The organism is Neorhizobium sp. NPDC001467 (assembly GCF_050275975.1).
Lineage (GTDB): Bacteria > Pseudomonadota > Alphaproteobacteria > Rhizobiales > Rhizobiaceae > Neorhizobium.
This window is the reverse complement of record NZ_JBNNPS010000002.1, coordinates 146578-162432: the sequence shown is the minus strand read 5'-3', so window position 1 is coordinate 162432 and position 15855 is coordinate 146578. Positions and strand designations below refer to the sequence as shown.

General features: G+C 61.0%; 14 protein-coding genes. 8 read left to right on the top strand and 6 right to left on the bottom strand.

The window, feature by feature from the left end:
* Positions 1-10: 10 nt before the first annotated feature.
* Complete coding sequence (gene ligD, locus ACQKKX_RS05670; RefSeq protein WP_427569493.1) at positions 11-2656, bottom strand: DNA ligase D; 2646 nt, start codon at positions 2654-2656, stop codon at positions 11-13.
* Between the two features lie 191 nt (positions 2657-2847).
* On the opposite strand from ligD, the gene ACQKKX_RS05665 reads away from it, so the two are divergent.
* Positions 2848-3084, top strand: a complete 237-nt coding sequence (locus tag ACQKKX_RS05665) for a DUF6894 family protein (RefSeq protein ID WP_427569492.1) — start codon at positions 2848-2850, stop codon at positions 3082-3084.
* A gap of 91 nt (positions 3085-3175) precedes the next feature.
* On the opposite strand, the gene ACQKKX_RS05660 is transcribed toward ACQKKX_RS05665, so the two are convergent.
* The 5 genes from ACQKKX_RS05660 to ACQKKX_RS05640 form a co-directional block, all read right to left on the bottom strand.
* Positions 3176-4105: a dihydrodipicolinate synthase family protein gene (locus ACQKKX_RS05660; protein WP_427569491.1), complete on the bottom strand. Its 930-nt coding sequence runs from the start codon at positions 4103-4105 to the stop codon at positions 3176-3178.
* Positions 4106-4197: 92 nt separating this feature from the next.
* A complete protein-coding gene (locus ACQKKX_RS05655; RefSeq protein ID WP_427570094.1) occupies positions 4198-5520 on the bottom strand; it encodes an aspartate aminotransferase family protein in 1323 nt (440 codons plus the stop codon).
* A gap of 68 nt (positions 5521-5588) precedes the next feature.
* Positions 5589-6644 carry a phosphotransferase gene (locus tag ACQKKX_RS05650; protein WP_427569490.1) on the bottom strand — a complete coding sequence of 352 codons (1056 nt, stop codon included), beginning with the start codon at positions 6642-6644 and terminating at the stop codon, positions 5589-5591.
* Positions 6645-6755: 111 nt separating this feature from the next.
* Positions 6756-8108: an aspartate aminotransferase family protein gene (locus ACQKKX_RS05645; protein WP_427569489.1), complete on the bottom strand. Its 1353-nt coding sequence runs from the start codon at positions 8106-8108 to the stop codon at positions 6756-6758.
* A 64-nt stretch (positions 8109-8172) separates the two neighbouring features.
* Entirely contained in the window at positions 8173-8907 is a 735-nt protein-coding gene (locus ACQKKX_RS05640) for an SDR family NAD(P)-dependent oxidoreductase (protein WP_427569488.1), read from the bottom strand.
* A 390-nt stretch (positions 8908-9297) separates the two neighbouring features.
* Here ACQKKX_RS05640 and ACQKKX_RS05635 point away from each other — a divergent pair, with 390 nt between their 5' ends.
* From ACQKKX_RS05635 to ACQKKX_RS05605, 7 genes are all read left to right on the top strand, one after another.
* The gene (locus tag ACQKKX_RS05635) at positions 9298-10362 is read left to right on the top strand and encodes an extracellular solute-binding protein (protein ID WP_427569486.1); all 1065 of its coding nucleotides are present in this window, start codon (positions 9298-9300) and stop codon (positions 10360-10362) included.
* A 161-nt stretch (positions 10363-10523) separates the two neighbouring features.
* On the top strand, positions 10524-11660 hold the full coding sequence (locus tag ACQKKX_RS05630; RefSeq protein WP_427569485.1) for an ABC transporter ATP-binding protein: 1137 nt from the start codon (positions 10524-10526) through the stop codon (positions 11658-11660).
* A 3-nt stretch (positions 11661-11663) separates the two neighbouring features.
* The gene (locus ACQKKX_RS05625) at positions 11664-12554 is read left to right on the top strand and encodes an ABC transporter permease (RefSeq protein ID WP_427569484.1); all 891 of its coding nucleotides are present in this window, start codon (positions 11664-11666) and stop codon (positions 12552-12554) included.
* A 13-nt stretch (positions 12555-12567) separates the two neighbouring features.
* Positions 12568-13359: an ABC transporter permease gene (locus ACQKKX_RS05620; protein WP_427569482.1), complete on the top strand. Its 792-nt coding sequence runs from the start codon at positions 12568-12570 to the stop codon at positions 13357-13359.
* A 25-nt stretch (positions 13360-13384) separates the two neighbouring features.
* Entirely contained in the window at positions 13385-14119 is a 735-nt protein-coding gene (locus ACQKKX_RS05615; RefSeq protein WP_427569480.1) for an HpcH/HpaI aldolase family protein, read from the top strand.
* A gap of 28 nt (positions 14120-14147) precedes the next feature.
* The gene (locus ACQKKX_RS05610; RefSeq protein WP_427569479.1) at positions 14148-14969 is read left to right on the top strand and encodes a carbon-nitrogen hydrolase family protein; all 822 of its coding nucleotides are present in this window, start codon (positions 14148-14150) and stop codon (positions 14967-14969) included.
* Between the two features lie 18 nt (positions 14970-14987).
* On the top strand, positions 14988-15653 hold the full coding sequence (locus ACQKKX_RS05605) for an RraA family protein (RefSeq protein ID WP_427569478.1): 666 nt from the start codon (positions 14988-14990) through the stop codon (positions 15651-15653).
* The last annotated feature ends 202 nt before the right edge of the window (positions 15654-15855 follow it).

Here is a 15855-nt window from a genome sequence, read left to right as displayed (position 1 = left end):
GCTGCAGCTTTCAGTCCCGCGACGCCTCGACCTTTTCCAGCCGCCGGATCGCTTCTGCGAGCGACCGTTCAGCCTTGCAGTAATCCTTCCAGGCATCGCTGGCGCCGATCAGCGCGGGGACGGTGCGAATGGTGAAGCGTTTCGGATCAAGATCGGCTTTGACCTGCGACCACGTCAGCGGCATGGAGACGGTGGCGCCGGGCCGCGCGCGGGGAGATAGCGGCGCGACGGCGGTCGCCATCCGGTCGTTGCGCAGATAGTCCAGGAAAATCCGTCCGTTCCTGAGCTTCTTGGACATCTTGGTCACATAAAGATCCGGAGCGTCGGCTGCCATCCAGTCGCAAACACGGCGGGCGAAATCCTTGGCCTCATCCCAGTCGGGAGCGCCGCGTTTGCCCGGCGAAAGCGGCGTTACCACGTGCAACCCCTTGCCGCCGGTGGTCTTGCAGAAACTCACCAGACCAAGTTCGTCGAGGCGATCGCGGATATCGCGCGCGGTCTTCACCACGGTGGAGAATTCCACGTCGGGGCCGGGATCGAGATCGAAAACGAGCCGCCCCGGCATGTCGGGCTGCTTCGGTTCGCAATTCCACGGATGCAGCTCGACAGCACCGATCTGCGCCAGCGCCGCAAGCGCCTCGATACGGTCGACCTGAAGATAAGGCTTCTTGTCTCCCGTCACCTTGACGAGTTCTAGAAGATTGGACGTGCCACGCATCGCATGACGCTGGAAAAACTGTTCGCCCTCGATCCCGTCGGGCGTGCGTATGACGGAGCAGGGACGGCCACGGATGTGTTCGATCATCCAGCCGCCCACAGCTTCAAAATAGCGGGCAAGGTCTTCCTTGGTGACCGGGTTTTCGCTGTCGGGCCACAGAACCTTGTCGGGGTGCGAAATCAGGACGCCCATCACATCGGCCTTGCCGCCGGTCCTGCGGTCGGATGGCTTCCTCGTGGTGGATGCGGGCTGTGGTGGCGGCGTGGCATTCTGCGGCGATGCCGGCGCTTCCGTTTCGACCTCGGCGGCGGCCTTGTCCTGCCGCAGACCCTTGAATGCGGCCTGTCGCACCTGACCATCCCCGGTCCAGCCGGCGAACTCGATCTCGGCCACCAGTTCCGGCTTTACCCAGTGAATGCCGGCTGCCTTCTTCGGCGCGCCGATCCCCGTAAAGGCCGAGGTCTTGACTTCGAGGGGTTTCAGTTCTCCGAGAAGCATGGCGGCGCGGCCGGCCCCGAAACCGGTACCGACACGCCCGACATAGACAAGGGACCCATCGCGATACACGCCGGCGAGAAGCGAACGAAACTTGATACCCGACATCGTGTAGCCGCCGATCACCACTTCGTGGCCTGCCCGGCATTTCGACTTTACCCAACTGTCGCTGCGACCGGAGCGATAGGGTGCATCGGCCATTTTCGAGACCACCCCTTCCAGCGACAGCCGACATGCTGAGCGCAGGACTGCATCCCCACCCGTCGAGAAATGGTCGACATACTGAATGCGGCTGCCCGGCTTGGCCGCAGCAACAAGTTTCGCCAGCCGTTCCTTGCGCTGTTCAAGCGGCAGATCGCGAAGGTCCTCGCCGGCGTGGAACAGGAGATCGAAGGCAAAATAAACAAGATTGCCGGTCTTCTCCTGCGAAAGCGCCGCCTGCAGGGCCGCGAAATCGGGAGCACCGTCGTCGTCCAGCGCACAAATTTCACCGTCGATGATCGTGTCTTCGAAAACGGCAGCAGCCGCATCGGCAATCTCGGGAAACCGATCGGTCCAGTCGAGACCCTTGCGGGTCCGCAGTTCTGTAGTGCCATTCTCGGTGCGCATTTGCATCCGGTAGCCATCGAACTTGATCTCGTGAAGCCAACCATCCGCTATGGGTGGCCTTTCCTCGATCCGGCACAGTTGCGGCGCGATGAATGCCGGCATGGCGCTTTGCGTCGTCGCCCGAGCGCCGGCTGCTGCACGGCGCTTGCCTTTCCGCTCTTCGGCGGCAAGCCCCTCGCTGCTGTCCCAGACTGCGTCCGCCGCGACCACCGCTTTGTCGAGAATGAAGGGCTTGGGCTTGCCACCCTTGCCGCCTGCAATCTGCGCCATGGTCCGACCAGAGGCAACGGATTTCGTTTCCTTCTTCAAGATCGCGTCGCCGTCAGCATCGACCGCATGGCCGTCGCGATGCTTGATCAGCAGCCAGTTCGTCCGTTTGCCGCCATTGCGATCGTTCTTCATCCGCACGAGGACGAAACTGCCCTGCAAACGCGCGCCTTCCAGAACGAACTTCAGGTCGCCCTTTGCAAGGGCCCGTTCGGGAGACTGGTCTCCCTCGACGTCCCAGTAGCCCCGGTCCCACAGCATGACCGTGCCCCCGCCATATTCACCCTCCGGAATGGTGCCTTCGAAATCCCCGTAATCCAGCGGATGGTCCTCGACCTCGACCGCCAGCCGTTTGTCCTGCGGATCGAGCGAGGGTCCACGCGTCACCGCCCATGATTTGAAGACACCATCGAGCTCGAGCCTCAGGTCGTAATGGAGCCGTGTGGCATCGTGTTTCTGGATTACGAAACGCCGGCGTTGCGAGGCTGCGACCTTGGCCTCGCCGCTCGGTTCGCTGGTGCGGGTGAAATCCCGTTTCTTGCGGTATGTCGAAAGAGTGTCGGCCATCGTGCGCTCCCGCTGCGATCTTTCCGAATGCCCGAGGGCCGCGTTGGTTCCATTCCTTGACCACGGGTTGCGCGACATGCCCTGGCAGCGCTCCGACAGGCTTTTTGTTTTCGCAAAAGCGCCACGCCACCAGCCCAGCGGTAAGGCCAGATCGATCGGGAACATAAGTCCGCCCCCACAGTTCCGGCGGCATGACCCGATATCATTTTCATATCCGCCATCGGGACGGCTTGACGAAGGACATCGACGGCGCCGAATTCGCCGATCTTGAGCAGGCCCGCCTGGAAGCAATCCGATCGGCAAGGGAAATCATTGCCGAACGCGTCAAACGCGGCGACATTGTCAATGGCGACGTCTTCGAGATCACCACCAGCGACGGCGAGATTGCGGACCGCTTATCGTTCCGTTCGACGATGCGACTGGAATAAGCGCATGCCGGCAACCGTTCTATCCCGGTCCGGGTGTACAGCGGTGCATACGCGCCGGACCCATCATGTGGGCATGCAATCCGGCTGACAGCTATCTGAAGGCAGCGCGGCTGTCGTGCCGGGCAATGCGCGACAACAGGTAATCCACCTCGGCCTTTGCGGTCGCAGATAACATCTGTCCCGGCTTGCGTTGCGCATCGCAGGCAATCGCGCCGCGGCGCATCAGAACATGCTTGCGAACCGCAAGGCCGATGCCCAGTTGCTGCTCGTAGCGGATCAGCGGCAGATGCAGGTCGAACAGGTCATGCGCCTCATCGCGCTTGCCTTGCGCAAACAGCGAGACGAGTTCCGTGAGCATGTCGGGAAAGCCGTAACCGGTCATGGCTCCGTCGGCCCCACGTTCAGGCTCGAAATCCAGGAACATGCCGCCATTGCCGCAGAGGATGGAAAATGGCCGCAGCTCCCCGGCATTCTGGAGCGCGCGCAATTTCGAAATCTTTTCGAGACCCGGCCAGTCTTCATGCTTGAGCATCAGGCAGGACGGGTGATTGGCGATGATCTTCGCAATAACGGCCGCAGAGATGACGACATTGAGCGTCAGCGGATAATCCTGCAGAACCCATGGCACGTCCACGCCAATCGCTTCGACCGCCCCGGCGAAATAGGCGATGATCTGCTCGTCGGTGCGAAGGGCGGGGGTCGGCGCGATCATCACGCCGGCGGCGCCCATGTCCATTGCGCTGCGCGCAAGCGAGGTCATGCCGGCAAAGCCGGGCGCGGAGACCCCAACAATGACTGGGATCCTCGCCCGCGAAACGACCCGCTTGATGATGGCACGGCTTTCCTCGGGTTCCAGCTTGGGCGCTTCGCCCATGATGCCGAGGATGGTAATGCCGGTACAGCCGCTGTCCTGATAGAAATCGGTAAGACTGTCGACCGAATTGAAATCGATCGTGCCATCCTTGAGAAAGGGCGTGGCGGCGATTGCATAGACGCCCTTGGATGCGATGCCGAATGTCATGCCTTTTCCTTCACTTTTGCCGGTCGAGCGACGGTTGAGCAATCCTCTTGCGCGCCGTGGGCAAGCCTTTTCGCAATCCGCCCGCTTCAAGCCTACGCGCCACGGCGCCTCTCCGAAAGCACAACCTCGAGCGTGTCGAGGAATAAATCGGCATTATCCCGGCTGAAAGGCAGGGGTGGCCTGATTTTCAGGACATTGCCGTTCTTGCCCGAGGCGCTGATCAGCACGCGCCGTTCCCGCAACGCATTGACGACCCAGAGCGCGGCGGCACCATCCGGTTCATGCCCATGCTCGTCCCGGACGAATTCCACGCCAAGAAACAGGCCAGTCCCCCTGACGTCGCCGATCACGGGAAACCGCTCCTGCAAACGGACAAGGCCCGCATGCAGGTGATCGCCCACTGCCTTAGCATTCTCCATCAGCCTCTCGTCATCGATGACATCGAGCACGGCGGAGGCGGCGGCAATCGACACGTTGTTTGCGCCGAACGTATTGAAATAGCGGATATCCTGCCCGAACCGTTCCTGGATATCGGATTTCGTCACGACCGCCGCAATCGGCATGCCATTGCCCATCGGCTTGCCCAGGACAGTTATATCAGGCGTGATGCCGTGGCGTTGGAAACCCCACATATGCGAACCGAGGCGGCCGAAGCCCGGCTGCACTTCGTCGGCAATGTAGAGAATGCCTTCCCTCCGCAGCAGATCCGCCACCGGTTTTAAAAACCCGGCGGGATCAGAAAAGATGCCGTCGGTGGAGAAGATACTGTCGGCGATGAAGGCGGCCGGCACGATGCCGCGGCGGCGCATATGGGCAATGGCCATTGCGACATCCTTCGCCAAGGCCGCACCGGCATCATGGCCGTGCGCGCAGCGGGCATCGGGGGCCGACACCGTCATCACATGCGGGCCAAGCGGCAGGTTGGGGCCGAGCGACGGCGATATTTCCGCGGCCGCTGCCGTGACCCCGTGATAGGCGTTGTCGGTGATGATGATGCCGGTGCCCCCGGTATGATACCGGGACAGACGCAGGGCGAGGTCAACGGCTTCGCTGCCGGTGCAGGTATACATGACCCGGTCCAGTTCGTCCGGAAACGTCGAAAGCAGGCGCTCGGAATAATCAAGGACCTGTTCGCCGAGATAACGCGTATGCGTATTGAGTTCCGCTGCCTGGCTCGCGATCGCTTTGACCACATGCGGGTGGCAATGGCCGACCGAGGGCACGTTGTTATAGGCATCGAGATAGGCCTCGCCATCCGGACCGAACAGCCATACCCCTTCGGCCCGCACGACATGCACCGGGGTTTCGTAAAACAGCCTGTAGGAGGGGCCGAGCAAAGCCTGGCGCCGCTCGATCAGCTTTCGCTCGCGTTCCGGCAGACTGCCGAGCCGGGCGGCATCGAAACCGTTGACCATGGCGGCCGGGGATGCGGGCGCGATCGGCGGCGTATCGGCTGGAGGGTTATTCATGGGACCTCTGATCCTTATCGGTTGGCGGCACGCAGCCTTGCAACGGCCTCGGTCCTCGGAATGGCGTCGAGCCGCGCCAGCTGTTGCCACACACTGGCGCTGCGAACGGTCAGGCGCGCCGCATCCTTGGGAAACAGCCGTGCCCTCCACGCCGGGATTGCAAGCCGCATCACCAGACGCATCACGGCCGCGGTGTGAAGCCTTGCGATTTCCATATCGGATAGCGTGCATTCGCGGCGATAGCCTCTGACCAGATCGCACATCGCCTCGACCGGATCGGCCTCGCCGCCGATCTGATAGGCCGCCGCGATGCCGACATCGAAAAGGACCGGCGCATGCACCATGTCGCCGAAATCGATGATGCCGGTGATCTCGTCCGGTCTGCCCGGATCGACCAGAATGTTTTCCATGTTGAAATCGTTGTGGATCACCTGCGCCGGCAATGACGCCATCACCGGCACTATCTCTGCCTCGAAATCGTCGATTGCGCGTTCCAGCCGCCCTCGCTGACGGCTGTCTGTGAAGGCAGCCATCAGGTCGCGCATGCCCGTCGCATGTGTCATGTCCCAGGTGATGCGGTGGGTCGCGGCCGGGTGCTGGAAACTTTTCAGAGCCTTCTGCATGCGCCCCAACAGCGCGCCGATCCTTTCCCGTTGCAGCGGCGAGTGCGGTGCCGTGCGCTGCGCCATGCCCGGCACGAAGGTAACCATGCGCACGCCACGCTCGCCGCCATCATCCGCTGTGAATCGGAAATCCGCTGCACCCTCGCGGGTCGGAATAATGCGCTGGATGGGCAGAGTTGGATCCATGACCTCCACGTGCAGAAGCGCCTGGCTATGCATCGCCGTCACCTGCGGATCCTCGGCAGGGTTGAGGATCTTCAGGAGATAGGCCGTGCCGTCCTCAAGCGTCAGACGATAATTGCTGTCCTTTTCGCCCCACAGCCATTCTGCCTTGCCGACAAGGCCGTAATGCTGGCGCGCGATCCATTCCGCCTGATGCGGCGGCACGGCATCGGCACCGGTTTTCAGTTCTGCGCCGAGCACGGTTGCGGCGGGATGGGTCGTCATCGACGGGCGTCCTTCAAGCGTTCTCGTCCCATCCGCCGGCACGCGATGCGGTGCAGCCGGATGACAATACGGCGGAGGGGCTTCTGCGCTGAAGATGCCCCTTCCCCGGGATCAGCCGCGCGCGGCGGCAACGGCATCCAGCGCACGGCCGAGCGCACCGAACATCGCGTCGAGCTGCTCGGCAGTGATGATCAGCGGCGGGCAGAAGCAGATGGCCTCGCCGACTGCACGTGCAATCACGCCCTCTTCCTCCAGCGCGGCGGCCACGGCAATCGCCGCATTGCCCGGCCCGGCATCTCTCCAGGGTTTGATTTCCAGCGCCCCCAACAGGCCGACGCCGCGCGCGGAATGGGCCAGCGGGTGTCTCGCCAGTTCGGCCAGGCGGCCAAGGAATTTTTCCTCCAGCCGGGCGGCGTTGCCGACCAGATCGCGCTCCTGGATGATCCTGATATTCTCCAGCCCGACTGCCGTCGCGACCGGATGGCCCGAGGCGGTAAAGCCGTGGCCGAACACGCCGATGCGATCGCTTTCGTCTGCGATCGGCTGATAGAAACGATCATTCATCAGGATGGCGGAAAGCGGCATGTAGGACGAGGATATCTGCTTCGATAGGACCAGCACATCCGGTTCGATGCAATAGGTCTCGCAGGCGAACATCTTGCCGGTGCGCCCGAAACCGCAGATCACTTCATCGATCACCAGAAGGATATCGTGCTTCTTGAGAATGGCCTGTACGCCTTGCCAATAGCCGTCCGGCGGCACGAGAACGCCACCGGCGCCCATCACCGGCTCGCCCCAGAAGGCGGCGATCGTCTCAGGCCCTTCGCGCAGGATCAGGTCTTCCAGATCCGTCAGCATTCGCGCCGTGAAATCTGCCTCGCTTTCCCCGTCCCGGGCGAAATGCACATACGAGGGACAGGACGTATGCACCATCCGGTCGAGCGGCAGATCGAAGCTTTCATGGTTGCGCGGCAGGCCGGTGATCGAACCGGCAGCGATCGTTACGCCGTGATAGCCCTTGATGCGGCCGATAATCTTCTTCTTGTCCTTTCGACCGAGCGCATTGGAACGATACCAGACCATCTTGGCGGCAAGATCGTTGGCTTCCGACCCCGAGGAGGTGAAATGCACTTTCGACATCGGCACCGGCGCGATCTTGATCAGCAGTTCGGCAAGCTCGATCGAGGGCGCGTGCGACTTGTAGGCGAAGCTGTGGTAATAGGGCAGCTTTTCCATCTGCGCTCTTGCTGCCTCGACCAGACGCTTTTCGCCAAAGCCGACAGCCACCGACCACAGGCCGGCCAGACCTTCGATATAGCGCTTGCCATTGTTGTCGAACACATAGATGCCGTCGCCGGATTCGATGACCAGACCGCCGGTCTTTTCGAATTTGCGGTGATTGACCATTGGGTGCATCTGATAGGCAGCGTCGCGGCCTTCGATGGAATTCGGCATGATGGTCATCGTCTGTCCTTCGTTCCCAGATTATCATTGCCGGCATCGCCGCCGGGTTTAAGCCATCGGCCGGTCAGACGTGTTGCCCGCCATTGATGTGGATTTCCGCGCCGTTGATATAGGACGACGCCTCGGTGCACAGGAAATGGATAGTCTGCGCCACTTCGCGGGTTGTGCCCAGCCGGTTCATGGGGACCTGCGCCTGAACCAGTTCCGCCGTGCCGGGCGACAGGATGGCGGTATCGATCTCGCCCGGCGCGATTGCGTTGGCGCGAATTCCCATCGGGCCAAATTCATGCGCCAGTTCGCGCGTCAGTGCCGCAAGTCCAGCCTTTGACGCCGCGTAGGCGACCCCGGCGAAGGGATGCACGCGCGAACCGACGATCGAGGTGACGTTGACGATCGATCCCCGCGCGGCGCGCAGTTCGGGCAGGAGCGCCCGTGCCAATAGCGCCGTCGAGACAAGATTGACGTTGAGGACGCGCATCCAGGTGGAAGCATCCGTATCGGCAACGCCCAGCCGCGTGCCACCTGGCCCTTTGGGCGAGATGCCGGCATTGTTGACCAGCGCCGCCAGCTTGCCGTCGGGCAGGCGCTCGCGAACCATGGCCGCCAGCGCATCGATGCTGTCGACATCCTCGAGATCGGCCTGGATATGGCTTTCACGGGCGGAGGGCCAGCGGCATTCCTCCGAGAAAGCCTGCCTCGAAACCGTCAGGATGCGCCATCCATGCTCCTGGAAAAGTTTCACGGTGGCGTGTCCGATGCCACGGCTGGCGCCGGTGAGAAGCATATAATTGGTGGCCATGGGCGCTCCGCATTGCATGCAGCTTGGCTGCGATAACAGCATGCTAACGTGCGGCCGCCCCTTCTCAAGATATTTCTTGGACAGTCTTTGATGGGCCACCACCCAAAGATGCATGAATGCAATAAAACATCACCCGAAGATGCATTTGGCGCCGCCATGGTAAAATCCAAAATCGGAATAAAATTCTATAAATACCGGACAAAAGGATCTCATAGAAAAAAATAATTGTCTGACTTCGTTGTTGAGCGATAATTTTCTTTTTCTTAAAATATCCTTCTCGGAAAGAATTTCTGAACACGCAGTAGATTTTAGTCGTTGGACCCTTCTCAGAGCGCTGCCTATCGTTTCCCCAACAACAAGAGTGCCAAAGCCGACAAGGGGAATACCGATATGAAACGCATCTGCTTCCGTGTCCTTTCTGCTCCGCTTTTTGCCGCGACAATACTGTCGGGAGTTTGCGCGAACGCCGCGGATATCACCGTCATGGGGTATCGCGGTCCGTTCGAAGACAATTACAAGAAGGCCGTCATCGAGCCCTTCATGAAAGCCCATCCCGACATCAAGGTGAACTATTACGGCGTCCAGAATGCCGCCACCTCGCTCGGCAACATGCGCGCCCAGCGCGATGCGCCGCAGGTGAACGCCGTGATCTATGACCTGTCGGTCGCCAAGATCGCCAAGGAAGAAGGCCTCGTTGCCGAACTCGATACGTCGAAACTGCCGAATTATGCCGACGTCTCCGATATCGGCAAGGATCTCGGCGGCGCTGCTATTCCGGTCACCTATGACACGCTGACGCTGATCTACAATTCCAAGGCTTTCCCGACCGCCCCGACCAGCTGGGAAACGTTGTGGGACAAGGCGCAGGATGGCAAGGTGGTGCTGCCTGCACAGGGCGGCGGCGACATTCAGGCGATCCTGCTGACGATCATTTCCAACCGTCTGGCTGGTCAGCAAGACTACAAGGACACGATCGATCCGGGCGTCGACAAGCTGGTGGAACTGGCGCCGCGCGTGCAGACATGGGAGCCGAAGCCGGACGCCTATACGCTGGTTGCCAACGGCACCGCGAATGTCTCGATCGGCTGGAACGCCCGTTCACAGTTCTATTTCGACCAGACCGAAGGCCGCATGGGATCGGTTGGTCCGACCGAAGGCACGGCATCGCAGATCAACGTCGTCAGTGCCATCGAGAAGGCATCGGAGCCTGAGGCCACGCAGGCCTTCATCAACTACGCGATCGGTCCAGAAGCACAGGCAGCCTTTGCCAAGGCAATGTTCTACGCTCCGGTGAACAGCAAGACTGAAGTTGATGAAGCCACCGCCAAGCGCATTCCGATGATGGACCCGGCCCAGCGCGAAAAGCTGATCGCCGTTGACTGGATGACGATCGGCGACATGCGCGACGATATCCTGCAGCCCTGGCGCCGCAAGATCATCCCGGCCGGACGTTAAGCCCAAAAAGCTCCGGGCAGATCGAGGCCCGGAGCCCGTCCATTTCACGAAAACTGCCCTGCGGCACGCGTCCTCCCACGCGTGATCGAGCACCCACGCCATCGTGACGGGACCTTGGTCCCGTTGCCCTCGACGACCTCAAATCCGCACATGGTGACGACATGCAAACCCAGGAACTGCGCCAGGAAACCCCGGCCGCTGAAACCAACACTGGCGATCAGGCCTTTCTCAGGCTGAAAGGCATAACCAAGCGCTACGGCGTCGATTACATGGCCGTCGATGATCTTGATATTGACGTGCCGAAGGGCAAGCTGCTAGGGCTTCTCGGTCCTTCCGGCTGCGGCAAGACCACGACACTGCGCATGATCGCCGGTCTTCTGGATATCACCAGAGGCAAGATCACCATCGACGGTGACGACATTTCCCACAAGCCGCCGCACAAGCGCGATATCGGCCTCGTGTTCCAGAATTACGCTCTGTTTCCGCATATGACGGTGGCGCAGAACGTGGCCTTCGGTCTGGAAATGCGTGGCATTGGCCGCACCGAGGCGCGTGACCGTGTGGAAGAAGCGCTCGAAATGGTGCGCCTGCCGGGTTACGGCGACCGCAAGCCCAAGGAAATGTCCGGCGGCCAGCAACAGCGTGTGGCGCTTGCCCGCGCGCTCGTCATCCGCCCCCGCCTTCTCCTTCTAGACGAGCCGCTGTCCAACCTCGATGCCAAGCTGCGCGACGACATGCGCATCGAAATCCGCGAGATCCAGCAGCGCCTGCAGATCACCACCGTGTTCGTGACCCACGATCAGGTGGAAGCACTCACGATGTGCGATCTGGTCGGCGTCATGCATCGCGGCAAGCTTGCCCAGCTCGGCACGCCGGAAGACATTTACGAGCGTCCCGCCGATCTGTTCGTCGCCGATTTTGTCGGCCGCACCAACATTCTCGACGGCGAGATAGAGGCGCTCGACCGCGTGCGTATCGGCGCGTCGGTTTATCCCTGCAACACACGCGGCCTCGCCTCCGGCAAGGCGAAAGCCGCCATCCGCCCGCACCGCATCAGCCTGACGCCAAGCCGCGACCGTTCGCTGGTCAGCATGGCCACCAATGCCGCGCATGGAAAAGTCACGCGCGTCACCTATATCGGCGACGTCGTGCAATACGACATCGATATCGGCGGCAATACGCTAACCACCGAAGTGCACACCGCCAGCGCCGGCCACAGCTTTCAAAGCGGCGAAAAGCTTCTCTGTGAGTGGAAGCCGCAGGACATGCAGGTGTTCGATCAAGGTTCAAGGAACTGAACCATGGCAGCGATCACCTCATCCGTCCCGATTGCAGAAGGCACCGCCCGTAGGAAAAGCTTTCCCTTCCTGCTGATCGCGCTGCTTCTGCCTATGGCGATCATCAATTTTGTCGCCTTCGTCCTGCCGGTCATCCGGCTCGGCATGATTTCCTTCATCGAAAGCCGCAGCGGCGGTGTTCTGACCAACAATTATACGCTTGAAAACTACGTCGATTTCTTCACCGACAGTTTCAGCTTCGAACTGGTCTCCAATTCGCTCATCCTTGGTTTCGGCGTCACGCTGATCACGCTCTGCTGCGCCTATCCGATCGCGCTATTCCTGCACCGGGTTTCGCCCAAATGGCGCAACATGCTGTTCGTCATCACCGTCTCGCCGCTTCTCGTCAGCAGCGTCGTGCGCACCTATGGCTGGATGGTCATTCTGGGTGATCAGGGCGTGGTCAACGGCATCCTGATGTCATCGGGCGTAATCGACAGCCCGCTACGGCTGACCAACAACACGCTCGGCGTCTTCACCGGCATGGTTGAAGTGCTGATTCCCTACATGGCGCTATCTTTGATCGCCGGTTTCGGCCGTCTCGAAAACGTCTATGAGGAAGCCGCCGCCTCGCTCGGCGCCAACCGCTGGACGCGTTTTCGCCGCGTAATCCTGCCCTTGACCGCCCCCGGCATCGCGCTCGGTTGCCTGCTCTGCTTCGTTCTTTCGATCAGCTCGTTCATCACGCCAAAGCTGCTCGGCGGCGGACGTGTCTTCCTGCTGGCGACAGAGATCTACGACCAGGCCGTCATCCAGCTGGAATGGCCCACTGCCGCGGCAATCTCCGTCATCGTGCTCATCATCTTCGGCCTTGCGCTCGCGGTCTATTCCCGCGTCGTCAAGCGCTTCGATTAAGGAGGAACCTGACATGATCGGCCAATTGACCCTTCCGTTCAGGCTCCTCGTCGCCTGCATCTATCTCTTCCTGCTGGCACCCATCCTGATCGTGCTGCCCTTGTCCTTCAGCAATGACAGCTACATCACTTTCCCGCCGGAAAGCTGGGGCCTTCGCTGGTATGCCGCGATGTTCTCGCATGCTGGTTTTGCGCAGGCGCTGTGGATCAGTTTTGTCATCGCCATTACGGTGACGGTGCTGGGCCTTGCCGCCGGCGTGCCCGCCGCCTTCGCCATCCGCCGGAGAAAATTCATCGGTCGCGAATTCCTCTTGAACCTGTTCACGGCCCCTCTCCTGCTGCCATCCATCGTGCTCGGCCTCGCTATCCTTCTGGTCTTCGTGCAGGCACGCCTGCTCGGCACCTATACGGGCCTGATCATCGCCCACCTGATCATCACCACGCCTTACGTGATCCGCATCATGCTGACGGCATTTTCCACCCTGCCGCCCTCGGTGGAGGATGCGGCCACCATGCTCGGCGCTTCACCCTTCACGGTGGTTCGCCGTATCACCCTGCCCTTGATGATGCCCGGTTTCATCGCCAGCGCCGCGCTTTCCTTCCTCCTTTCCTTCGACGAAGTGGTGATCTCGCTGTTCATCACGGGCCCTCGCCTGCGCACGCTGCCGGTCGAAATTTTCGACTATGTCGAAAGCCAGACCGACCCGATGACGGCCGCCGTATCCGTCGTCCTCGTCGCCGCCACCCTTGCCATCATCTTCCTCATCGAACGTACGCTCGGTCTCTCCAGGACCATGGGCAAATAACTGAATTGCAATGGAGACTACTGAAATGGACAATATCGCGCTCTGGATGTCGCAACCGCATTTCGGCTTTCTCGAAATCGCCAAAACCTGCGGCGTCAGTCAGCTCGTCATCGAACTGGAACATGGCACGTTCGATCTCGCCACGCTCGACCAGTTCCTGGCCTTCTCCAACTCACTCGGCATTCCGGCCCTGACTAAGGTCATCGCGCCGACCACAGAGGCGATCCAGCAGGCCCTCGACTTCGGGTCCGATGGCGTGATCCTGCCGCATATCCTCGGCGTCGATCATGCCCGCGAGGTGACCAAGGCGGCGAAATATCCGCTGCTCGGCATCCGGTCCTATGCCGGTGGACGCGTGTTCGGTTACACCCGCCCGTCTTCCGATGCCTTCGAGAAGGAAAACAAGCGGACCAAATGTTACGCGATGATCGAGACGGCCGAGAGCCTTGCCGATGTGGAAAAGATCGCAGCGCTCGAAACCGTCGATGGCCTGTTCCCAGGACCGTCCGACCTGGCGCTTGCCTGCGGCCGTGGCGCCTATGCCTTTAACGATGAAGACCGCCGCGACCTGTCCCGCATCGCCAAGGCCGCCCGCGACGCCGGCAAGAAGTGGATCATGCCTGCCTGGACGCCTGCGGAGCGCACCTTCGCGCTGGAAGAAGGCGCAGAAATGCTGGTCGTCGCCACCCAGAACATGGCGCTGCGCGCCGGCATCATGTCCACGATCAACGCACTCAAGCAGGAAAAGATCGTCGCCTGAGCGACATCGCCATTCGGAGGAATTGTCCATGAAAATCAGCCTGATCCAGACCAACCCGCAGCAGGACCGCGCCGCCAACCTGAAGATCACCTACGATCTGATGACCGAGGCACTGAAGACCGACCAGCCGGACCTGATCGTCCTGCCTGAATATTTCGAGCTGCTCGGCACCACGACCGAAGAAAAGCTGGCTTTGGCCGAACCGGCCGGCGGTGCCGCCTACACGATGGCGCAGGATTTTGCCCGCGAGAACAAAGTCTTTGTCCATGCCGGCACGATCATGGAAAAGGTCGAGGGCGAAAACCGCATTTATAACACGTCTTTCGTGTTCAACCGCGAAGGCAAGGAAGTTGCGGCCTACCGAAAAATCCACATGTTCGACATCGTGGCACCGGATGGCACAGCCTACAAGGAATCTGCCACCGTCAAGCCGGGCGATGATATCGTCACCTATGAGATCGATGGCATGAAGGTCGGTTGCGCCATCTGCTACGACATCCGCTTCTTCGAACTGTTTTTGCAGCTCGAAAAGGCCGGTTGCGACGTCATCGTGCTGCCTGCCGCCTTCACGCTACAGACCGGCAAGGACCATTGGGAAGTGCTGGCGCGTGCGCGTGCCATTGAAACCCAGACCTATTTCGTCGCCTGCGGCCAGACGGGCAGCGTCACCGTCAACGGTGAAAAACGTTCCTGCTACGGCCACTCGCTGGTCTGCGATCCATGGGGCCACACAATTGCCCGCGCTTCCGATCCGGTCGGTTTCGTCACTGCTCGCATCGACGCCAAGGAGATCAGCAGAGTGCGCAACCTCATCCCGATGACGCAGCATCGCCGCCTCGCCTGCGCTTGAACCAAGGAGATCTTGACCATGTACGTCATCAAGGACATGCCCGAGCAGATCCCCCAAGAAGACCTCGATCTTCTCGCCGGCGTCGAAACCGCGACTGTCGGTCACTGGCGTCTGTTCGGCTTCATGGACCGGCAGATCCAGCCGCTGCTGCCCGGTCGCCGCGTCGTCGGCACCGCCGTGACACTGGCCATTGCCGGACCTGACTCGACCCTGCTGCACCACGCAACCGGCCAGCTGCGGCCGGGCGACATTCTCGTCGTCGATCGTCTGGGGGATGACAAATACGCCTGCTGGGGCGGCGGTGTGACCGTTGCCGCCAAGGCATCGGGTGCTGTTGCCGGTATCGTCGACGGCCCCTGCACCGACCTCACCGAAATCCAGGATTCGGATTTTCCGATGTGGTCGCGCGGTCTCTCGCCGATCACGACACGGCTTTACGATCTCGGCGGCGGTTTCAACATCCCGGTCAGCTGCGGCGGTGCCGTGGTGATGCCGGGTGACGCGATCCTTGCAGATGAAAGCGGCGTCCTGGTCATCCCGCGTGATGAAGTGCGTGCGGTTTCGCAAGAGGCGCTGAAACGTCAGGAAACCGGCAAGAAGCGCGAAGCCAGCGTGCGCGACAAGGTGCAGAAGCTGGGTGACATGACCGGTGCCACCGCAAAGGTTCTGGCCAAGCTCGCCTAAGCTTTTCGACAGTCGGGGTCCGGGTCAAATCCGGACCTTCTTTTTGCGATGATAACGCTAACTCAACCGGCCCGCCGTTGCCATCTCACCCCTACGGTGTAACGTGACGGTCGGGAACATAGTCTGTGAAAAACAGCAGCTTACGACAATCTGGACGCGAATAATGCGCATGATCGGTCGACAAAACGGTGAGGCGCGTTCA

Excerpts from the sequence above, each read along its gene's own strand:
- ligD (WP_427569493.1), bottom strand. The coding sequence starts at position 2,656 with ATGGCCGACACTCTTTCGACATACCGCAAGAAACGGGATTTCACCCGC.
- ACQKKX_RS05665 (WP_427569492.1), top strand. The coding sequence starts at position 2,848 with ATGACCCGATATCATTTTCATATCCGCCATCGGGACGGCTTGACGAAG.
- ACQKKX_RS05660 (WP_427569491.1), bottom strand. The coding sequence starts at position 4,105 with ATGACATTCGGCATCGCATCCAAGGGCGTCTATGCAATCGCCGCCACG.
- ACQKKX_RS05655 (WP_427570094.1), bottom strand. The coding sequence starts at position 5,520 with ATGGTCAACGGTTTCGATGCCGCCCGGCTCGGCAGTCTGCCGGAACGC.
- ACQKKX_RS05650 (WP_427569490.1), bottom strand. The coding sequence starts at position 6,644 with ATGACGACCCATCCCGCCGCAACCGTGCTCGGCGCAGAACTGAAAACC.
- ACQKKX_RS05645 (WP_427569489.1), bottom strand. The coding sequence starts at position 8,108 with ATGACCATCATGCCGAATTCCATCGAAGGCCGCGACGCTGCCTATCAG.
- ACQKKX_RS05640 (WP_427569488.1), bottom strand. The coding sequence starts at position 8,907 with ATGGCCACCAATTATATGCTTCTCACCGGCGCCAGCCGTGGCATCGGA.
- ACQKKX_RS05635 (WP_427569486.1), top strand. The coding sequence starts at position 9,298 with ATGAAACGCATCTGCTTCCGTGTCCTTTCTGCTCCGCTTTTTGCCGCG.
- ACQKKX_RS05630 (WP_427569485.1), top strand. The coding sequence starts at position 10,524 with ATGCAAACCCAGGAACTGCGCCAGGAAACCCCGGCCGCTGAAACCAAC.
- ACQKKX_RS05625 (WP_427569484.1), top strand. The coding sequence starts at position 11,664 with ATGGCAGCGATCACCTCATCCGTCCCGATTGCAGAAGGCACCGCCCGT.
- ACQKKX_RS05620 (WP_427569482.1), top strand. The coding sequence starts at position 12,568 with ATGATCGGCCAATTGACCCTTCCGTTCAGGCTCCTCGTCGCCTGCATC.
- ACQKKX_RS05615 (WP_427569480.1), top strand. The coding sequence starts at position 13,385 with ATGGACAATATCGCGCTCTGGATGTCGCAACCGCATTTCGGCTTTCTC.
- ACQKKX_RS05610 (WP_427569479.1), top strand. The coding sequence starts at position 14,148 with ATGAAAATCAGCCTGATCCAGACCAACCCGCAGCAGGACCGCGCCGCC.
- ACQKKX_RS05605 (WP_427569478.1), top strand. The coding sequence starts at position 14,988 with ATGTACGTCATCAAGGACATGCCCGAGCAGATCCCCCAAGAAGACCTC.